The organism is Rhizobium sp. BK112, from assembly GCF_014193215.1.
In the GTDB taxonomy this organism is placed as follows: domain Bacteria; phylum Pseudomonadota; class Alphaproteobacteria; order Rhizobiales; family Rhizobiaceae; genus Rhizobium; species Rhizobium anhuiense.
The window spans coordinates 1-17,006 of the sequence record NZ_JACHYZ010000026.1 but is presented as its reverse complement, the minus strand read 5'-3'; the positions used below and the strand labels follow the sequence as shown (position 1 = coordinate 17,006).

The 17,006-nt window shown below is 56.7% G+C and carries 14 protein-coding genes and 3 pseudogenes; 11 read left to right on the top strand and 6 right to left on the bottom strand.

What is annotated here, in order from left to right:
- The first annotated feature begins 9 nt into the window (after nucleotides 1-9).
- From FHT75_RS34710 to FHT75_RS34700, 3 genes and pseudogenes are all read left to right on the top strand, one after another.
- Nucleotides 10-1,926 (top strand): RiPP maturation radical SAM C-methyltransferase, encoded by a 1,917-nt coding sequence (locus FHT75_RS34710; RefSeq protein WP_183845764.1) that lies wholly within the window; start codon nucleotides 10-12, stop codon nucleotides 1,924-1,926.
- Between the two features lie 336 nt (nucleotides 1,927-2,262).
- A complete protein-coding gene (locus tag FHT75_RS34705) occupies nucleotides 2,263-3,627 on the top strand; it encodes a S8 family serine peptidase (protein WP_183845765.1) in 1,365 nt (454 codons plus the stop codon).
- A 52-nt stretch (nucleotides 3,628-3,679) separates the two neighbouring features.
- Nucleotides 3,680-4,139: pseudogene (locus tag FHT75_RS34700) on the top strand (tyrosine-type recombinase/integrase).
- Between the two features lie 99 nt (nucleotides 4,140-4,238).
- On the opposite strand, the gene FHT75_RS34695 reads toward FHT75_RS34700, so the two are convergent.
- On the bottom strand, nucleotides 4,239-4,601 hold the full coding sequence (locus tag FHT75_RS34695) for a hypothetical protein (RefSeq protein ID WP_183845766.1): 363 nt from the start codon (nucleotides 4,599-4,601) through the stop codon (nucleotides 4,239-4,241).
- Between FHT75_RS34695 and FHT75_RS36180 the strand changes: the two are divergent.
- Nucleotides 4,563-4,952 (top strand): annotated as a pseudogene (locus FHT75_RS36180) (esterase/lipase family protein); the annotation flags it as partial. The gene FHT75_RS34695 and the pseudogene FHT75_RS36180 sit on opposite strands and share 39 nt — an antisense overlap.
- 1,365 nt (nucleotides 4,953-6,317) lie before the next feature.
- Here FHT75_RS36180 and FHT75_RS34690 read toward each other — a convergent pair.
- Nucleotides 6,318-6,578 (bottom strand): annotated as a pseudogene (locus FHT75_RS34690) (plasmid pRiA4b ORF-3 family protein); the annotation flags it as partial.
- A 226-nt stretch (nucleotides 6,579-6,804) separates the two neighbouring features.
- Nucleotides 6,805-7,047 carry a hypothetical protein gene (locus FHT75_RS34685; RefSeq protein ID WP_183845767.1) on the bottom strand — a complete coding sequence of 81 codons (243 nt, stop codon included), beginning with the start codon at nucleotides 7,045-7,047 and terminating at the stop codon, nucleotides 6,805-6,807.
- A gap of 310 nt (nucleotides 7,048-7,357) precedes the next feature.
- Between FHT75_RS34685 and FHT75_RS34680 the strand changes: the two genes are divergently transcribed.
- The 5 genes from FHT75_RS34680 (at nucleotide 7,358) to FHT75_RS34660 (ending at nucleotide 12,135) form a co-directional block, all read left to right on the top strand.
- Complete coding sequence (locus FHT75_RS34680) at nucleotides 7,358-7,690, top strand: hypothetical protein (protein WP_183845768.1); 333 nt, start codon at nucleotides 7,358-7,360, stop codon at nucleotides 7,688-7,690.
- A gap of 70 nt (nucleotides 7,691-7,760) precedes the next feature.
- Nucleotides 7,761-8,372, top strand: coding sequence for a hypothetical protein (locus tag FHT75_RS34675; RefSeq protein WP_183845769.1), 612 nt, complete (start codon nucleotides 7,761-7,763; stop codon nucleotides 8,370-8,372).
- Between the two features lie 334 nt (nucleotides 8,373-8,706).
- On the top strand, nucleotides 8,707-9,687 hold the full coding sequence (locus FHT75_RS34670; RefSeq protein ID WP_183845770.1) for an endonuclease/exonuclease/phosphatase family protein: 981 nt from the start codon (nucleotides 8,707-8,709) through the stop codon (nucleotides 9,685-9,687).
- Nucleotides 9,688-9,856: 169 nt separating this feature from the next.
- The gene (locus FHT75_RS34665) at nucleotides 9,857-10,948 is read left to right on the top strand and encodes a tetratricopeptide repeat protein (protein WP_183845771.1); all 1,092 of its coding nucleotides are present in this window, start codon (nucleotides 9,857-9,859) and stop codon (nucleotides 10,946-10,948) included.
- Nucleotides 10,945-12,135: a hypothetical protein gene (locus FHT75_RS34660; RefSeq protein WP_183845772.1), complete on the top strand. Its 1,191-nt coding sequence runs from the start codon at nucleotides 10,945-10,947 to the stop codon at nucleotides 12,133-12,135. The genes FHT75_RS34665 and FHT75_RS34660 overlap by 4 nt, the downstream gene beginning before the upstream one ends.
- Here the strand turns inward: FHT75_RS34660 and FHT75_RS34655 are convergent.
- From FHT75_RS34655 to FHT75_RS34645, 3 genes are all read right to left on the bottom strand, one after another.
- Nucleotides 12,025-12,732, bottom strand: coding sequence for a hypothetical protein (locus FHT75_RS34655; protein WP_183845773.1), 708 nt, complete (start codon nucleotides 12,730-12,732; stop codon nucleotides 12,025-12,027). The two genes, FHT75_RS34660 and FHT75_RS34655, sit on opposite strands and share 111 nt — an antisense overlap.
- A 12-nt stretch (nucleotides 12,733-12,744) precedes the next feature.
- Nucleotides 12,745-13,137 (bottom strand): hypothetical protein, encoded by a 393-nt coding sequence (locus tag FHT75_RS34650; RefSeq protein WP_183845774.1) that lies wholly within the window; start codon nucleotides 13,135-13,137, stop codon nucleotides 12,745-12,747.
- Between the two features lie 956 nt (nucleotides 13,138-14,093).
- The gene (locus FHT75_RS34645) at nucleotides 14,094-14,420 is read right to left on the bottom strand and encodes a hypothetical protein (RefSeq protein WP_183845775.1); all 327 of its coding nucleotides are present in this window, start codon (nucleotides 14,418-14,420) and stop codon (nucleotides 14,094-14,096) included.
- A 661-nt stretch (nucleotides 14,421-15,081) separates the two neighbouring features.
- Between FHT75_RS34645 and FHT75_RS34640 the strand changes: the two genes are divergently transcribed.
- Both FHT75_RS34640 and FHT75_RS34635 read left to right on the top strand, forming a co-directional pair.
- Nucleotides 15,082-15,891: a hypothetical protein gene (locus tag FHT75_RS34640; RefSeq protein ID WP_183845776.1), complete on the top strand. Its 810-nt coding sequence runs from the start codon at nucleotides 15,082-15,084 to the stop codon at nucleotides 15,889-15,891.
- Nucleotides 15,892-16,179: 288 nt separating this feature from the next.
- On the top strand, nucleotides 16,180-16,785 hold the full coding sequence (locus tag FHT75_RS34635) for a group II intron maturase-specific domain-containing protein (RefSeq protein ID WP_183845779.1): 606 nt from the start codon (nucleotides 16,180-16,182) through the stop codon (nucleotides 16,783-16,785).
- Nucleotides 16,786-17,006: the final 221 nt, after the last annotated feature.

The following is a 17,006-nucleotide window of genomic DNA, read 5'->3' as shown; positions in this document are numbered from 1 at the left end:
TGGCATCTCATGTTTGCGCTTGTTAACATGCCTTACGTCATCGCTCGCTATCCTTCTATGCCTACGGGGCTACTTACGGCCATACTGAGGCAAAAGAACCTGCCTTGCGAAGATTTATACCCGAACTTAGAGTTCGCCGCTGAGACAGGCTTGGCAGAGTACGATCTCGTTTGCCGACTTGGTGATTTCATGTTGGGTGATCTGCTATTCGCGCCCGCCCTAACGGGGCGTAGGCTGAACTGCTCTTGGTCATCCCCCTATTTCTCGCGCATCCGGGACAACAAGTTTGTAAGCTTATTCCCAGGGGGCGCCAATGGTTTTTCTACCTATGTGGAGCGGGTGGCAAACGAGGTTGCTCCGCGATTCGTTAGCTCGTTGGTCCAGTCGAGGGACTGGGGCAAATACGCATTGGTTGGGTTTACTACGACGTTTCAGCAACAGACGGCCGTTCTCGCCTTGGCGAAATCTCTAAAGGAAAGCTTTCCTTCCACAAAGATCGTGCTTGGGGGGGCTAATGTCCACGGCGAGATGGGGGTGGGATGGATGGAGGCGGCTCCATATGTAGATTTCGTATGTGACGGTGAAGGAGATGACACTCTTCCGCTATTGGTGGAGGCAGTCCTCGAAAACTGGCCGTTAATAAACATCCCTAATCTACTTCGGCGGGATGGGCGGCACATCGTTTCCGGACCTTCACAGCCTCGATCAGTGAACGTTTCGTCGTTACCGCCTCCTGACTATGACGCGTTTTACGACTCGGTGAGGCGGCTCGGTCTTGATGACGTGTTCGCGACTTTTCCGAGAACTATACCTATCGAAACCTCCCGTGGCTGCTGGTGGGGGCAGAAACAACACTGCGTCTTCTGCGGACTGAACAATGAAACAATGGTGTTTCGTGCCAAGAGCGCAGATCGCGTGTTTGATGAGCTGAGTATCCTTTCCAAAAAATACAGTGCGCACCATGTGCAGGTAGTAGACAACATTATTTCGCGAGACTTTTTTCATACGCTCTTGCCCAGGCTTAGTCAGGAAGCTGTCGACTTGAGTTTCTTCTATGAAATCAAGGCCAACGTTTCATTGCAGGATATGAGGTGTCTGGCTAATGCTGGAGTCCGGACAGTCCAGCCTGGCATAGAGAGCTTGAATTCCGACGTGCTGCGACTAATGAAAAAGGGTGTGAAGAAACTGCAGAACATTTTGCTGCTTAAATGGGCGAAATATTTCGGTATCGATGTCAGCTGGAATCTTTTGTACGGCTTAAAGGACGAGAAGGCGGAGTGGTACGATACACAAGCCGCGGAAATGCCAATATTGTACCATCTTAAGCCCCCGGAAGGAATAAGCGGGCTAGCTCTCGAGCGCTTTAGCCCCATGTTTACAAGTTCGGCTGAACTGGGGATCACGGAGGTTCGACCACACTTTGCGTACTCCGAGATCTATGAAGGCGTGAATGGGTTGGACCTCTCAAAGATCGCTTATCATTTTGATTTCGAGCTGGAAGGTGGATGTGACCCGGCCGCGTACTCCAACCTTCGGGTCGCCGCCCAACGTTGGCGCGAAGCGCACGCATTAGGCGCCGAGCTAAAGATGTTCCGATTGCCGGACGGGGCTGTTCTCATCGAAGACCGTCGTGTCCCAGCGCAAGTCACCCGGATTGCATTGAAGGGAACAACTGCACTCTTATTTCAGCTGATGGGGGAGAGAATTATGTCTCCAAGTGTGGCCGCAGAGACTTTGAGCCAGCACCTTGGGGGAGAAGTCTCTTCATCAGAGGTAGCCAGGATGCTCGACAGCTTTGTATCGCGCGGCCTCGCTGCGCAAGAAGGTGCCAACTATCTTACGTTGGCTGTTCCAGTCAGCCGGTTGTATGAAACATTCGACTCGGTATTTGAGGTGAATAAGGGTCGGCTTGCGGCGGTAGCCTAGGAATGTCTGGTTCAGCAAAGCGATGGTGGTTGCCAGAAGATATTGCAGCCAAAATACCCATCGCGGTAACTAAGAAGCTCGACTTGGCCTCCAACCGGGGACGCGACCCCTTGGTGGAGCAAGTAGCTGTTGTGATCCACGTCGGCCAGCCTAGCGAGGAGCTCGACGTCAACTCGATATCCGAAGCGTTGCTCGGGAGCGGCCAGGTGCAGCGACGGTTGCCTCTCTTCGGCGCCGTTGCTGTAGTGGTCCCTTTCGAAACGCTAGCAAACCTACTGCGGAAATATCCGTCACTACGGGTCGAAGACGACTCGTCCGGAGATCTTGAGCAATAGCATGGGTATACGCCGCGACCCCTCTCTGCCATTCAGCGACAAGGGCGAAATGGAAGCGCATGTGCTTTCTGAGCTTAACCTTTCGCATGATCTTGCGGGGCGGCTAGATGTTTCACTACTTGGGTACTTGTCGCTGGCCATTGAGCTCGGAATTGAAGCGAGCGATATCCGGGTTCCGTGTATCGTCTGCGGCGTTGGCGCCGCAGTCGAAGATCGCAATGATATTGACGCGCTTCGGCCACAAGCCTCTGAGGGTCAGGCGTTCGTCAGGCGTATGCAATCGACTCTCAAGCATGAGCGGTCTTCCGTAACTCGCTACCTTCCATTGTTTCAGTCTGTAGCAGCATACGTCGATCCGCGTGATCTCGCATACTTTGGTGAATGGTCCTTCGGTACCCCCCCAACATTTGAGCTGGATCAGAGAGTTGACCGCGAGCTTGACCGTTCGATTCCGGCGATAAGTCCTCCCAAAGATTTCACTTTTAACGGGACCCGGCTGATGGGGACGGGGGTTGGCATTGCAATCTGTGATGGATTGGTGGATGTAGATCATCCTAGCCTCAAGGGCAGAGCAACTGTAGCTTGGCAAAGCATTGATCTCGAAAGCCCGATTTTCAGCACCGTTGTTGGTCATGCTACACGGGTCGCTGGCATTGCCGCAGGCGATGGCTTCGATGGATCCCAGACCACGTCTTTTATTGGCGTGGCACCAGCAGCACTAATTCGGAGCTATGCTTTTACGCCGTCGAAAAGCCCGGTATCAGGCGCTGAAAGTAGTATGTCGATTGCCGCAGAGGCGCTGCAGGCAGCAGCACTCGACGGTATGCGAATTATCAACCTCAGCTGGGGGGTTACTCGGTCGAAAAGCTTACCGTATCCACCGTTAGATGGAACGTCGTTTCTCTCCCGCGGGGTGGATCGTTTGGAAGAGCTTGGGATCTGCGTAGTCAAGTCGGCGGGTAACTATGGTTCGTTGATTACTATTCCCGGTGATGCTAGAGGCGCGATTACGGTGGGCGCGTCTGATCCAACTGGTAAAGAGATGAGCATCGAAAGCGCGCGAGGGCCAACCGACGACGGTCGGATCAAGCCTGACATTGTAGCGCCTTCTCCTTGGACTGCACCGTCAACTGGCCACGACACCTATTCTCAACAAACAAGTGGCTTCACTTCCTTTGCCGCGCCGGTCGTGAGCGGGATGTTGGCGATTATGAAAGAGTACCAGCCTGCCGCAACGCCATCTCAGCTAAGACAGGCCTTACTTGAAGGCGCGCGCGCTATGCCGGAAACCTCACAAGAATTGCAGGGATACGGACTGATACAAATAGAGGCGTCTCTGGAGGCTCTATCAAGATTGGGGGCGTAGCCGGTCGCACAACGCACGATACTTGCAGTGGCCTTGATTTCCCTTGAAGCCCTTGTTAGACGGCAGCTCACATCCTGCTCCACCGGGGCGCGCCGCGTGGAACGCCGGCCGAAAAGTCGGCGTAAAGAAGCCCCTGAACCAGCGCCAGATTTGGGCAATTCGTTTCTTCCTAGATAGAGAGGGGCGCGTGAGAGACCGGGCGCTGTTCGATCTCGCGATCGACAGCAAGCTAGTACGCCTTCCCCAGTCGGGTCGATCATGCCGATCATCTCAGCACTCGCCAGTATGCCAAATTGGTCGATGAGTGGGTCACCGCGATTGGGCAAAGAAGCGAAGATTACGGCACGCACTCGCTTCGACGCACGAAGGCCGCGATGATCTACAAAGCCACGGGCAATCTTCATGCAATTCAGATCCTGCTTGGACATACCAAGATCGAGAACACGGCTAGGTATCTGGGCGTGGACATCGAGGATGCGCTGGAACTGGCAGAGCATACTACAGAGATTTGACAATGTGCGAGCCCGCACCCATCGGGGTCGTGCCCCTTAGGCGAAGTGTTGCCGGTGTTAGCAGCCCGGCAAGCGGCTTTGCGCGGCTATTTCGGCCATTCAGGCCGACTTTTCGCCTTCCCAACACCCGGCGGGGTGGAGGTGCGGCGGCGACGAAGAACTCTGATGGTCGGGCATCCAGAACGAGGTCCGCGCCATCTCGAACGCGATCAGGACGCCGAGAACCGTCATCGGCCAGAACCCGGCGGTGCACTTGATGCAAAACAGCAGGAAATCCTTCATGAGCCGCCTGTCGGCAGTTGCGTGTCGTTTCCTGCCGGGAGCATAGTCGCCGAAGGTGAACTCTGAAACCGCAGGGGCGATCTCCAAGCGGAGACGTTGGATGGCAGGGGTGATATCGGCGGATTTGCCGCGCGACCGGATGTGGGAGGCAACCGCGTGCTGACAGTCGTCCTGGTTCATGGAACCTTCGCGCCCGGCGCGGAATGGAGCCGCCTCGGGTCGCCTCTGTTCGAGGCGCTCGACGCCGCATGCTCGGACATCCAGACCGTCACGTTCGACTGGAGCGGCGACAACTCCCACATGGCGCGGATCGTCGCCGGCCGGAGCCTTGCCCTGCGTATCCGGCAGATCGCGAAGGAGGATCCCGCCGCGAGCGTCGCGATCGTGGCCCACAGCCACGGCGGCAATGTGGCGCTCTACGCCCTTCGCGACAAGGCGGCCGCCGCCGTGGTTTCCGGCGTCGTTTTCTTGGGCACGCCCTTCTTCCGCTTCATCCGCATGGATGTACGGCCGGCGGTGCGCCTATTTTCCCGCATCATCGGTTTCGCGGCTTATATCGCGGCGCTCTGGCTCATGGTGTTCGCGGTGATCCGGTATCTGCCCTCTCTCAAGGCCCTGCTGCCGGCAGGTCCCATTCCCTACGCTCTGCAAACTCCGGTCATCGTGCTGGTCTCGATCGCCATGTCGCTTGGGATCATGGCCGTCGTCTACTTTATTCCGGTTTGGCTGGCCACGCTCGTCCGGATCTGGTTCAACACCGCGCTCCTCGGGTTCCTCGTGCGGCAGCGGGCAAAACTGCTCCGCCGGCTCACGGTCCCGTCCTTGCCGGTGAGGGGACTGGTCGTCCGTTCGCCCCGCGACGAGGCCTTCTTGTACCTGAGCGGGCTGGCCCTACTGACGTCCTCGCCGTTCTTCCTGTGGTCGGTGATCGTCGCCTGCACGCGATCGATCCCGCTGATCGCGGCAGTGCTATATCTCGCCCAATGCAACGGCAACGCATTCGTGCCCGAGACCGAAGCCTTTGTCTCGATGAACTCGGCGTATGTCGCGGCCATTGGCTTAGCCTGCCTGTACCCTGCCATTCTCGCTACACTGCTGGTGATCACGGTGCCAGCACTCGCGCGCGGCCTCAAATATGCGTTCGGCTGGACCGGATTCATAGGCGCGGCCGTCGTGGACGTCCAGCCGGCTCCGGTTCCGGCGACGGTGCCCGGAGCGGCGGTATCGGTGATGACGAGACCCGGCAAGCGCGCATCGCTGGATACCCTGATCCACAGCACCTACTACTCGGACCCGGTCGTCCACGCGGCCGTCTTATCCTTCTTGTGCGGGGAAAATGCCGGCGATACTGCCATTTCCGCACCCTCATCCGCGCGGCGCTTCCAGCCGTTGCTACGCAAAGCGATCGTCGGCATCGCCGTTCTGGCCTCGGCGGTGGCAATGCTTCGCTACGACTATTTGGAAATGCAAAAGCCCCTGTGGGAGGAGGAAGCGCAGGCCGCCCCCGAGCCGGGATGGCGGGACGTCTTTAGCGCGAACCTAGCCGCGCTACGCCTCGCGCCGCAGCAGGCGCATATGGTGACGTTCGATTTCGGGCAGATGGCGTCGGGAGATAACTGCCGGCTGAAGGGGCACTACCGCAGCGACGGAGCCCGCATCGAGGTTTACGTGCGCACGGTGAGGCTGTCTCAGCTCGATAACGACGCCGTATCTCTCAGAGGCTTGCTGGAATGGCGCAAGGCCGGCGGCGGCCGGATACTTCCCGTTCCCGAGTCCCCGGACGCCGGACGCGAGCGCCCGAGCCTGCTCCCTTTCGGAGAAGAGGGTAGGTTCGTGCAGAGCGTGTTCAGTATCTCGGATGACTGGCGCCGAAAGGAGGTCCATTTCAGCCGCCCCCAGCAAGCGAACCTCTTCCTGATCGAAGACTCGAGGATCGTCGTCGGTCGCATCCTCTGTCAGGACCTCGACATCGCCATAGCGCAGACCACCAATTCGAAACTCGTAGAGATGATAGTTCCACCAGTTGAAGGCGGCCTGAATTCCGAGATGCAGGTGCTGAAGGTTCCAATGGTTGGGGAGGACTAATCGACGCCAGACTTGCGGCTGGATCTCGTCGATAGAAACTCTGATCTGCACGGCGTTTGCGGGCTTGAACATAGCAGGAATGAACAAGGTCGGGAGGAGATCGTCAAGAAGGCCGCTCGACGTTATTGCTTGGATCGGCACGCTCCTGATAGCAACCTGCCGACTTGTGCAGCCGTCGATGCTCACTATCTCTGGTATGGGCCTGAACAGGAGCATCGCCATGCATCAAAGCGCGGCCGATAGGGGGCGGAACAAGAGGAGTGCGAAATCGTACGCTAAGAGCGAACGGAATGAGAACTTATGCGACCCGCCGTAGCCCGGCGGCGATGTTGAAGATCTTATTGACGTCGACCGCCTTGGTCGCGATGACCGAGACGATGCCGAGCGGCCCCTGTGAGGAGATGCCGACGGCGACCTTCATTGTTCCCGGATCATTGACTGGGTCGCGAGAAAATGTTGCGGTGGCGACTACCGGCTCGCCGCCCATGAACTGGAAGCCCCCCGCAGCTGTCGGCGTGTCCTTTTTCAGGGGGAGCTGCATGCTAGTCCGGATCAGCGTCGGTACCAGTTAGGCCAAAGGGTTCCTGCAATTCTAAGACACAGCAAAGCAGCAGCGTCGAGGAGTATTCGCCCCCGCCATCCAGCCGATTGACATGAAATCATAAATGCTTCTCCAGCATATACTTATGCGGAAAATGCCAAAGGAAACCGAAATTAGAACCATCACAATAACTATACCTATTCCAGCGTGGATTGCAACTTCGAAACGCTATACTAATTATGATGGTTTTATTTGGTTGCTGGCCTTAAGTTCTTGGTGGTAACATTGTGGCCTCGCTGGAGGGCCAAAAATGGGCTGGGGACTAAGCCAGGCGGTCGGACTGACTGATATTGGAACGCAGTGCCCGAACACTGCACGTGATCAGCAACAGGTGGCCGAGTTGCTCGGCGCCGTCCAAGCGCCGGCAGGCGGCACCTCGCTGGCTGCGCTGCCGCCTATCGGTGAGGGTCTTGCCTCGGCGGAACTCTGCGAGGCCATTAGGACCTTTCAGATCGTCCAAGGGCTTGCCAACGACGCTCGCGTCGACCCCAATGGCGCAACCTGGCAACGCCTTATGCAGATTGTTCATCCTGGCCTTGCCCCACCGGGGGGCGTCCCACTCATGCTGGTCGCCTCGAATTGAAGTCATCGAACTTCCGGAAACGGCCAGCGGGCTGCCGTCGCTGACATATAGCATCCAAAGTCATCAACCTGTGGCGATCTGGGACGGGCCAGGTATTCGCGTCGAACTTTCCATCAGCGGGCCGATGAAAGTCAGCTGGGGCAATACGTTCCCACTGGCATGTGCAGTGTCGCCGAATTTCTCGGCGCTCGAAGCCGCGGTCGCAAGCGGTGTCGCTCGCACCGTCGGGGGTGCCGCACTCGACAATCTCTGCTCGCAGCTCAAGGTGGAGTCCCGGGCGTCCATCGGAAACATGTTCGCCGCCATTTCGCTGCGGGTCGGCCTTGACGGTACGCCCGTCATCGGCGGTAGCATCGGCAGTGATCAAAGCTTCCAAAGCCTCAGCTTCGATCCGGTCCAGGGTGCCATCATCTACTCAGCGACCATGAAACTCCTTACGCTTCAGCCGGTGACCGGCGGCAACGTCAAGGTTTCTGGCGCCGTCCAGGCGGAGCTCAAGGTCACTGGGAATGGCGGTGATCAGGCGAGCATCATCGCCAACCTCGTCGTCGCGGGCGCAGCAGGTTTCATCGTTCTTGCACCGGCGGTGACCTGGGCAAGTTCGTCGACGGCGATCGCCGGAATAGGCCAGGGTGTTTCTGAACTCTTAATCCTGTTAGGCGCCACATTTGCGCATAGGTAGCGCCGCTGCCGGGCGCTCGATGAATTCGATTACGGCCTGCTCGCATCGGGCGACGCGGTCGATGAGACCTCGGAAACCCTGGAAGAAGCGATATTTCTCCGGCTGGACGTTACGGGCAAACCTTGTATCGGCTGCGTTACCAGATCGAGTTAGCCCGAATGAACCGCGGCAGGGGCTGGCCACTCGCCCTATGCGGAATTAAAGTCTGATATGCATCGTTAGATTGCGATCGGATGGCAGAAATTCTGCGATCATGCTTTTCCGCGTTTGCTCGGACAACAAGTGACGGCGGGAAGAAGAGACGCGTTCTGGCACGAGCTATGGGGGGGGGAAGATGAACTTTCTCGCATGTCTGGCAATGTGCTGCGTGCTTGCTGGCTCAGCAATTGCTGCCGATCTTCGGATTGCGACGTTCAATACCGAATCTGATGACGACACGCAGCCGGCAAAGGTGGCGGAGACGATCGCTGCCATGGGCAGCTTCGATTTACTTGCCGTCCAGGAGGTCGAAAGCGCCGATACGCTTAAGGCCTATACAGAGGCTGCTGCCAAACAGGGCGGGCGTTGGCGCTTTGTGATCAGCGAAAGCGGCGTTAATGTCGATCGCGAGGCTGATCTGCTTGGCATCATTTACCGCACCGACCGCCTACGGCAACTGGAAACCAACGAGCTCCATCTCATCAGGTCGAAGCCGGATGGCACGAAATATGGGAGGACCGATTGGTCCCTGCGTGGTGCGCTCAGTCTGCGTCTTCTGGACCTTCAGACGGGTGACGAGTTCAGAGTAACGACAGTGCACTTGAAATGCTGCAACGAGCCAGGCACGCGGACGCATCAGGCGGCTCTGCTGGCGGAGGAATTGGCCAAATCGACTGTTCCGAACATTGTGCTCGGCGACACGAACATCCCCATTGAACCCGGTGACGATCATCCCGACAGTGCGAATTTTCCCGCTTTCACGTCCCTCGGCCCAGGCTCCGGCAGGATATGGCTAAGGCCTGTCACTGCGATCAAGACGCAGTGCAGCCCCGATTTCAACTCGATGCTTGATCAGATCTATGTGCCGACGGGGACGGTAGGAGCTGCCGAAATTCTCTTTCCGGAAGCGTCCTATTGCAGCAAGGACGCGGAAGGCTATTCCGATCATCGTCCCGTGGTAGCGCAGGTCAAAAGCCTCGCTGGTCCTGAGAGGCAACTCATGGGGGCATCATTGTCAACGGCCGTGAAGCTTACAAACGCTGAATTGGAGAACCGTGAGGCGGAACTCCAGGGCGTGCAGCGTGTCGGCGATATCGTGTCGAACGGTGGACAGTAAGTTGGGGCGTGTCGTGCGCATTGACCCCGAGGTCACCACGGTACCGGCTCATTGAATTCCATGTGGCATCCCCGCAGTTCTCGCGGACGATACCGCGTTGCGTTCCGCAGGTCCGCAATGGATCCGGCGGAACCAGAGGAGGCGTCGCGAGGAGGAGACCAGCGCCCCCATGACAAAAATGTTGGGGAGATCAATCGGTGCAATTCTCGTCCTGGCCGCAATCGTTGCGCTTCCAGCGGTCGCTTCGGCGCAGGAAGAAGACCATGGCCGGGTGTCGACTTCGTCTGGTCCAGTGGAAAAACGAGCGAGCGAACTTCGGCAATTGTCTCTGGCGCGTAGTCTCCTGCAAGCCCGGCAATGGGACCAAGCAATCGAGGCATTCACCAAGGTCGCGATGTCGTCGAATGATGACCTCGCTATCGCTGGCCGAGCCGGTCTGTCTCATGCCTTCGCCATGAAGGCGAAGTCGAGCGATCACGATTCGGTGCAGGCCGACGTCAGAAGGCTTCGGCTTGGCAAAGCCTTCCTGGCAGCGGGTGACTGGGACAAAGCGATCGCGGAATTCACCGAGGCGACCGCCTCCCGAAATGCGTCCATTGCAGGCGATGCCCTTGCGGGTATTGAGGCGGCCCTGCGTGACAAGGACACAAGTCCCCTGGGGATCCGAGCCTATCTTGGTGCTCCGTTCAATCGGTGGTGGCCTATCGATTACTTGCTTTACGCGGTCGCAGCCGGCGTCACCTGTCTGATCATAGCGTTCCTCTGGAGCCGCAGCCTTGGCCGTATGTTCGAAAAGACGCTGGCGGCCCTCCTTAAACGGCCTTTCGACTGGAAGGTCACGGTGGCCGGAAGTGCACAACCGGAGCAACGCAACGCCGCTTTTGACGAATTTGTCACCACAATGCGTGAACTGCGGCGGCGTCGGGACCAGAGCGGTATTCCCGGCATGGGGCGACTTCGCTTCCTCGCGCCCCTGTCCCTCGGCGACATCGTCGGACCCGATCTAAAGGTACAGGGCTTGGACGTCAGCCGTCTTGCGGCAATGCTGCAGGCCGTCTTCGACCGCTACACATATCAGTTCGAAATTCGCGTCGAAACGATCGACAGCAAGCCGTATGTGAATGCCATCTTGAGATGGGGCGGTCAGACCGAGAAGGTCTGGCAACTTCCGTCGCTCTCGGATGACACGAGCCTCGGCTACCGCGACATTGGACAGCAACTGGCGTTCAGGGTCTATGGAGACAGTCTGGTGCGAACATGAGTACCATTGCTTTCTCCTCACAGCTGGCAGCCATACCGGCGCTGAGATTCATCGATGCTCAAGCAGCCGGCCTCTTCATCGAAGCCCTGCACTTTCTTCGCCGGTATGAGGAGACGTCGTCGAAGCCGTTTCTTGAGCACGCCCAAGCCGCGCTCGAAAAGAGCCTGACGATCAGTCCGAGGGAGCTGCTACCGAAGTTTTATCTCGGAATCACGAAATCGGTACTCGGCGAAGAGGATCAAAAAGACGCCATTCGCATCTTCAAGGAATTTGGCAAAAGCGACATCTTTTTCCTGAGAACGGCAGCAAAGTACAATCTCGTGGCAGCATATGTCGAAACCTACAATCTTGATCGATTTCGCGAATCGATCATCGATCTCGACGCGCTCTCCAAAGAGTTGACAAAGGAAGGGATTCCGCTGGGGCAGACCGGGCTCGTTCGCGCTCTTTGGGAGTGTTGCGGTGATAAACGTGTCCGCGTGGAGCCGCTTTACTACCTGACCGAGGTGACCCGGGATTATCTGTCGATCCATCTGGAGATCTGGAAGCCCAGATGGAAAAAGAAGTCCGAAAAGGAGGTCCGAACGCAGGCCATACAGATGCGCAAGACCCTGGCGGCTCGCGGGGCCGCCTTGAAGAGCCATGATCGATTCCTCGGAGGCCAGCGGGGGGAGATATGGGCTTGGCACTGGAATAATCTCGGCATTGTTGATGCGGCCTTGGCCGCCATCGCGCGCCGTAACAATTGCGGTGACCTCGATACACTGGCGGCAAGCGCAGAAAAATATTTCGACGAGGCTCACAATGCCGATCCGAACTTCGGGTCATCGCGTGCCAATCTCGCGCTGCTCTACTTCGAAATTCGAGCAGATTATGGTGAGGCGATCGAGCGCTTTGAGGAAGTGTCTCTCGGCCTGGAGGCCTCCGACCTCGCCCATTTTCGTCTGGGGCAGCTGTATACGATCGAACAAAATCGGGAAAAGGCGGTAGCGCATTTCAAGGCATTGAAATCTATGAAGAAGTGGGATGTCGACATTGACGACTGGCCCAAGACCCGGCGGGCGGTCGCGGAAGAGTTAATAAAATGGAACCAGCCGGACGTCGCCCGGTTGCTGCTTAGCGCGTTGTTGCTCGAGAACCAGGGCGACGCGGAACTGCGCGACAGGATCAAAGCCTTGGACCAGTGACAGTGACCGATCGTTCTTCTTATACCCCCAGCGTACACGAGATGTAGGCCTCAGGGGCCGCATGCTGATCGCACGATTGCGCCCTATGATGGGGGAATGCGTCGAGACCAAAAAAAGAGCCCCAGACCAGATCACCCGCAAGGTAAAACAAGCTCTTTGCCTCAGGAGCTTGGTAACATGAAACAGCGTCACCTGCAGCGCGCCGAAGTAGTCCAGGGCCATGTAGGAGCCGTAGCTGATGAGGACGGCGAGGCCGGTACCGTGATAGACACGCTTGACCTCTCCATTGAAATTGGCGTCGTTCACCGTTCCGTAGGCGAGCTCGGGCGATGGTTTCAGTGTGAAGCATAGGGGTGGCGGGAATTTTTCCAGCAATTCCCACATCGCGTCATCGACAACATCGACACGCAGGATGAGCTGTTGGAGGATTTCGCGAGGCGTTCCACGGATCCCAAGGCGATACGCTTGTCGGCGGAGATAAGGGGGGAGCTTTCTCACATCGGTGCCCCTTTTCCCGTCCTTCGGGATCAGCTCAAGAAACCAATCCTCCAGACCGAGTGCCGACTTGCGAAGAGCAACGTAAGTTGGCGCGTCCATTACAGCACCTATTCATTTCATGTAACACATGAAGCAGAAGATCGGAGGTTTTGCCGCCGGGTCCGGCGCGCTCTGGAATATTACGAAGACCGCGAGCAGGCTTATGGCCGCTGCACCGCAGGCAAAACACAAGACATTCAGCACGCCTGGCACTTTGAGGTGAGGATCTGAGAGGTTGTAGTTCTGGTGGCTGAGCATGGTCGCGGCCCTCATGAGCACCAAGGCGCCGGCGGTCAGGCTGACCAATAGAAAAAACAAAGCACCGACGAGCGAAATCCGCTGCCATGGCTCGGGCAGTGTGGCAAGGAATGAGGTGCCGCTCGCAAATGCGATCAATGCGCTATCGAGAGAGATTAGGAGCTTGGTGAACTCGATCGCCGAATCCAGACCATCCTTGTTTGGCATGCTTCAACCCTCATTAGCAAAACCACAGATAGTGACATCTCGAGTTATCCATAGCCTCCTGGACCGTTGAGGGATTGATCGTAGTGCTCGGCCTGCTTGGATTGTTGAGCTCTTCTACAACCGCAGCAATTGCCTCCCGTAACTGCTGTGGATCGACATTCTCGAGGCCGTCTCTCCATCGCAACCCCGGTGCAATCAGAGGCTCGATCACATCAGGCCCGATTGACCGAAAGTTTAGGAAAGTGCGGCGCGCCTGTTCGTTGAACATGGAGGTTATGGTTTCCCTCAAAACGTCGGGATTGCTTAGATCCATATCAATCCTTGCCTCGTACGAATCTACGATTACCTATAGTAAAACATATTCCAAAATACTCGGAAAGACGTAAACATAGACGCCCAGAATCAAAATATCAGTAAAACACGAGATTCTCGTGTGCCGGAGCTTGAAGTATACGGGTTTTATATTGAGCTTGAGCACCAAGGAATAACGTGTTCATCGCGGTCGGACCATTGACGCGGTTGTCACCGGCCGCGCACTGACCGAGATCCAAATGCGTCGCATCGCTACCCCGGTATACGTCGTCCGTTACTTGCCGCGGCGCATGTTGATCTGGCGATCGATCTCGGCTTCCACCTGTGTCGCGCCGTCATAGAGAGCGTCGCGGAACGAGGCAGTGTAAGTCATGAACGAGTGGTCCTTCTCCAACGCCAAATGCGGGTTCCCGCTCGAACGGAGCCGTTTCACTTGCCTCTCCTAGCCCGGGACCGGATCCCGCTTGAAGCGCAGCGGATAGTTCTTCGCGAGCCAATCTGTAAGCTCGAAGATCGTCTTCCCCTGATACCCGTTCCTTGCTGCGAACTCCGTCCCCTCGGTCGTGAACGCAATTTCCCAAGTTTGGCCGTCGAGGGTCACCTCATCGCGCGATCGTCGTTGGCCTATGCCGTCGGCTATGATGTCAAGGCAAGTGCTGGCTTCGTTGACTGCCTGCTCCATGTGGTCGGCGAGGCTGCCGATCGTAGTCGCCTTGTCTGGCGACATGCCACATCCAAAGCTCGCACGCGTTGCGGAAATCCTCCGGTCGCGCCTCGAAATGCTTGCCACCCTGGAGGAAGAACTTCATTGCTCGATCGGGCAGCACTTTGTTCGAGCTGTAGTCGAACCAGGAGATCTTGAAGCTTGCTAGAAAGCGGCAGGCCGTCGAGAAATAGAAGCGCGAGAGGTCTGAAAGGATCGATTCATACTGCAACCCCAGATGATCGAGATCGTTGCGGAAGCCGTGCATAATAGTGATCGTCCTGGACTGTTCTCCACTGACCTGGCCTTCGATCCAGGAACGCCATCATCCTGTGACACAGTCTATCTCAGCCGTGCTATCGACTACGTTCGAGGTCAGGGCATCGAGATTCCGAACGAGTTGCTTTCCCGGGTCGCACCGCTCCCATAGGTCCATATCGCACTCACAGGCGACTATCTCTGGAACGAGATTGACGGACCCCTTGAACGTTTCAGGCCGATCCGCGCTAACCGCTTCAATCCAAACAACTTCAAATTCCCTTAGCGGACCCGCCGAGGAGAAGACAGATGACACAAATGGCAACTGAGGTTCCACACCGCATCATAACTCCCCTTTTTTATTCTACTCTTGGGAAGTGGTATCATCTCACTTAAAGAATACAACCATCAAAATTAGTATATTTGAATAATGGGAAGTTATTTCTGAGAAATCTCTATGACAGGGTCGCTGTTTGCGAAGGTTTACTATTTGTCCGCCACGTAATGATTGTTCTCTGACGATCTCGATCGACTAGCCTTCTCCCTTTTCTTTTAGTTGCATTTATGCAACAGAGATCAGCCGATCTCGCCAAGCAACGGATGCTTTGCAATTTTTTGGTGCATTCAATTAATATTTTGCTAACCTTATTAAAACTTGGGGGATCGACAATATGCGCTTATTTCGCAGCCGCATTGCGGCGGTAATACTTCTTTGCGTGCCGGTTTCTGGATGCTTTGGGGTAACGATCCCTGAAATGCAAACGCTGCTGGAAAACTCTGACGACCAACGCGATAAAGAAAATACGTTGGTCAATCTCGTCAAATGCCAGCTCAAACAAGGGGTGTCATCTGTCCTGCACGAGTACAGTTCGGAAGGCCCCGGAAAGGGCTACGACGCCAGTTGGATTAACGATTGGGCAGCCAAGGTCACATTCACACTCACAGCCAACGAGACGAGTAAATTCAGCCCAAATTTCTCCTATACGAACCACCCGGAGGTCTTCAGCCTGGCTCTCGGAGCGGATGCGGGCGCCGATGCGACGAGAACCGAGACAACAGCGCTGACATGGTCGGTACCGGAGATTCTCTCGGACGCCGCAACCATCCCCTGCAAACATTTCGGCCCGTTTAAGGTGACGAGCGACCTCCAGATTGCCGAGTGGCTGCAGCGCAAGGCCTTCCTTGCGCGTGTTCCAGGCAACATCGATCGCCAGAAGCTCGACACGCCTTTCAGCGTGTTCAACTACGAAGCAATCTTCGTTTCCACCTATGGCGGCGGTATAAACCCGGGCTGGAGCTTCAATCGCCGCACCGTCAATGACAATACGACTTTCTTCAATCTGTCGCGCAGCCGCACGGATAGCGTCAACATCACGATGGGTCCAGCAAGCAAGGACGAGTTTGGTAACTATCAGCTCGCGCGGGACGCGGAAGATGTCAGGCTCGCAACATTGATCGGACAAGCAGTGAGAGGACAGTAGAGGGAAAAAATGGCAACGAACGGAAATCCAAGAAATATCCAGGAAGCAGTTGAGATGGGCCTGACAATCCAGACGGAAAAGTCGTTCGATAAGGGCGTTTGGGCTGATCGGATGACGCCTCGCTTTCTCAACTGCACTGTAGCCACGGAGGGTGACGCCTGCGCCGAGAGCGCATGCGTGGCTGGAAAGAAAAGGATATACTTCTGCACCGATGGCCAGTGCGCTTATCGCTACATCGAGGTTGACTGCTAGAGCAGATCCTGCGATCGATGAATCGATTGTGAGGTGATGCATCCCGACCTACCATGGTGTCGATATGCCGACGATGGTCTTGTTCACTGCCAGAGCGAGCAACAAGCCGAAGCCCTCAAGGTGGAGCTGAGTTCTCGGCTGGCAGCGTGCGGACTGCAGATGCATCCGACAAAGACCAAGATCGTTTACTGCAAGGATCAACGGCGCCGAGGAACGTATCCGAATGTCGCTTTCGATTTTCTCGGGTATCAGTTCCGGCCGCGACGGGTGGCGAACACACAGCGGGACGAGTTCTTCTGTGGCTACACGCCTGCGGTCAGCCCAACGGCACTGAAGTCGATGCGGACGACGATCAAAAGCTTGAACATCCCGCGGCAGACGCCGGGGACGCTGGCTGAAATCGCCCGACAGCTCAATCCACTCCTCCGGGGATGGATTGCCTATTATGGACGGTACAGCCGTTCGGCCCTGTCCACTCTGGCTGATTACGTCAATCAGAAACTCAGGGCTTGGATCAGGCGAAAGTTCAAGCGCTTTCAGTCCCGTAAAACACGTGCCAGCCTCTTCTTGCGAAAGCTGGCGCGGGAAAATCCGGGGCTGTTCGTACATTGGAAGGCGTTCGGAACGAACACGTTTACCTGATGGGAGCGGTGTGAATCGAGAGGTTCACGCACCGTTCTGCGAGAGGCCGGTAGGTGAAATTCCTACGGCCTACTCACCCCGGTCTGTCGACCAAAATGGCGCGCCTGCGCGGACGCGCAATGCGAGGCGTGGGTGATGTCAAATTAACTGCCGGTGAAGAGATTTGCGGCTACCCCGCTGTGATGAGCCACAGTCCTGTCAGCTACAAGCGCCATCGCTTC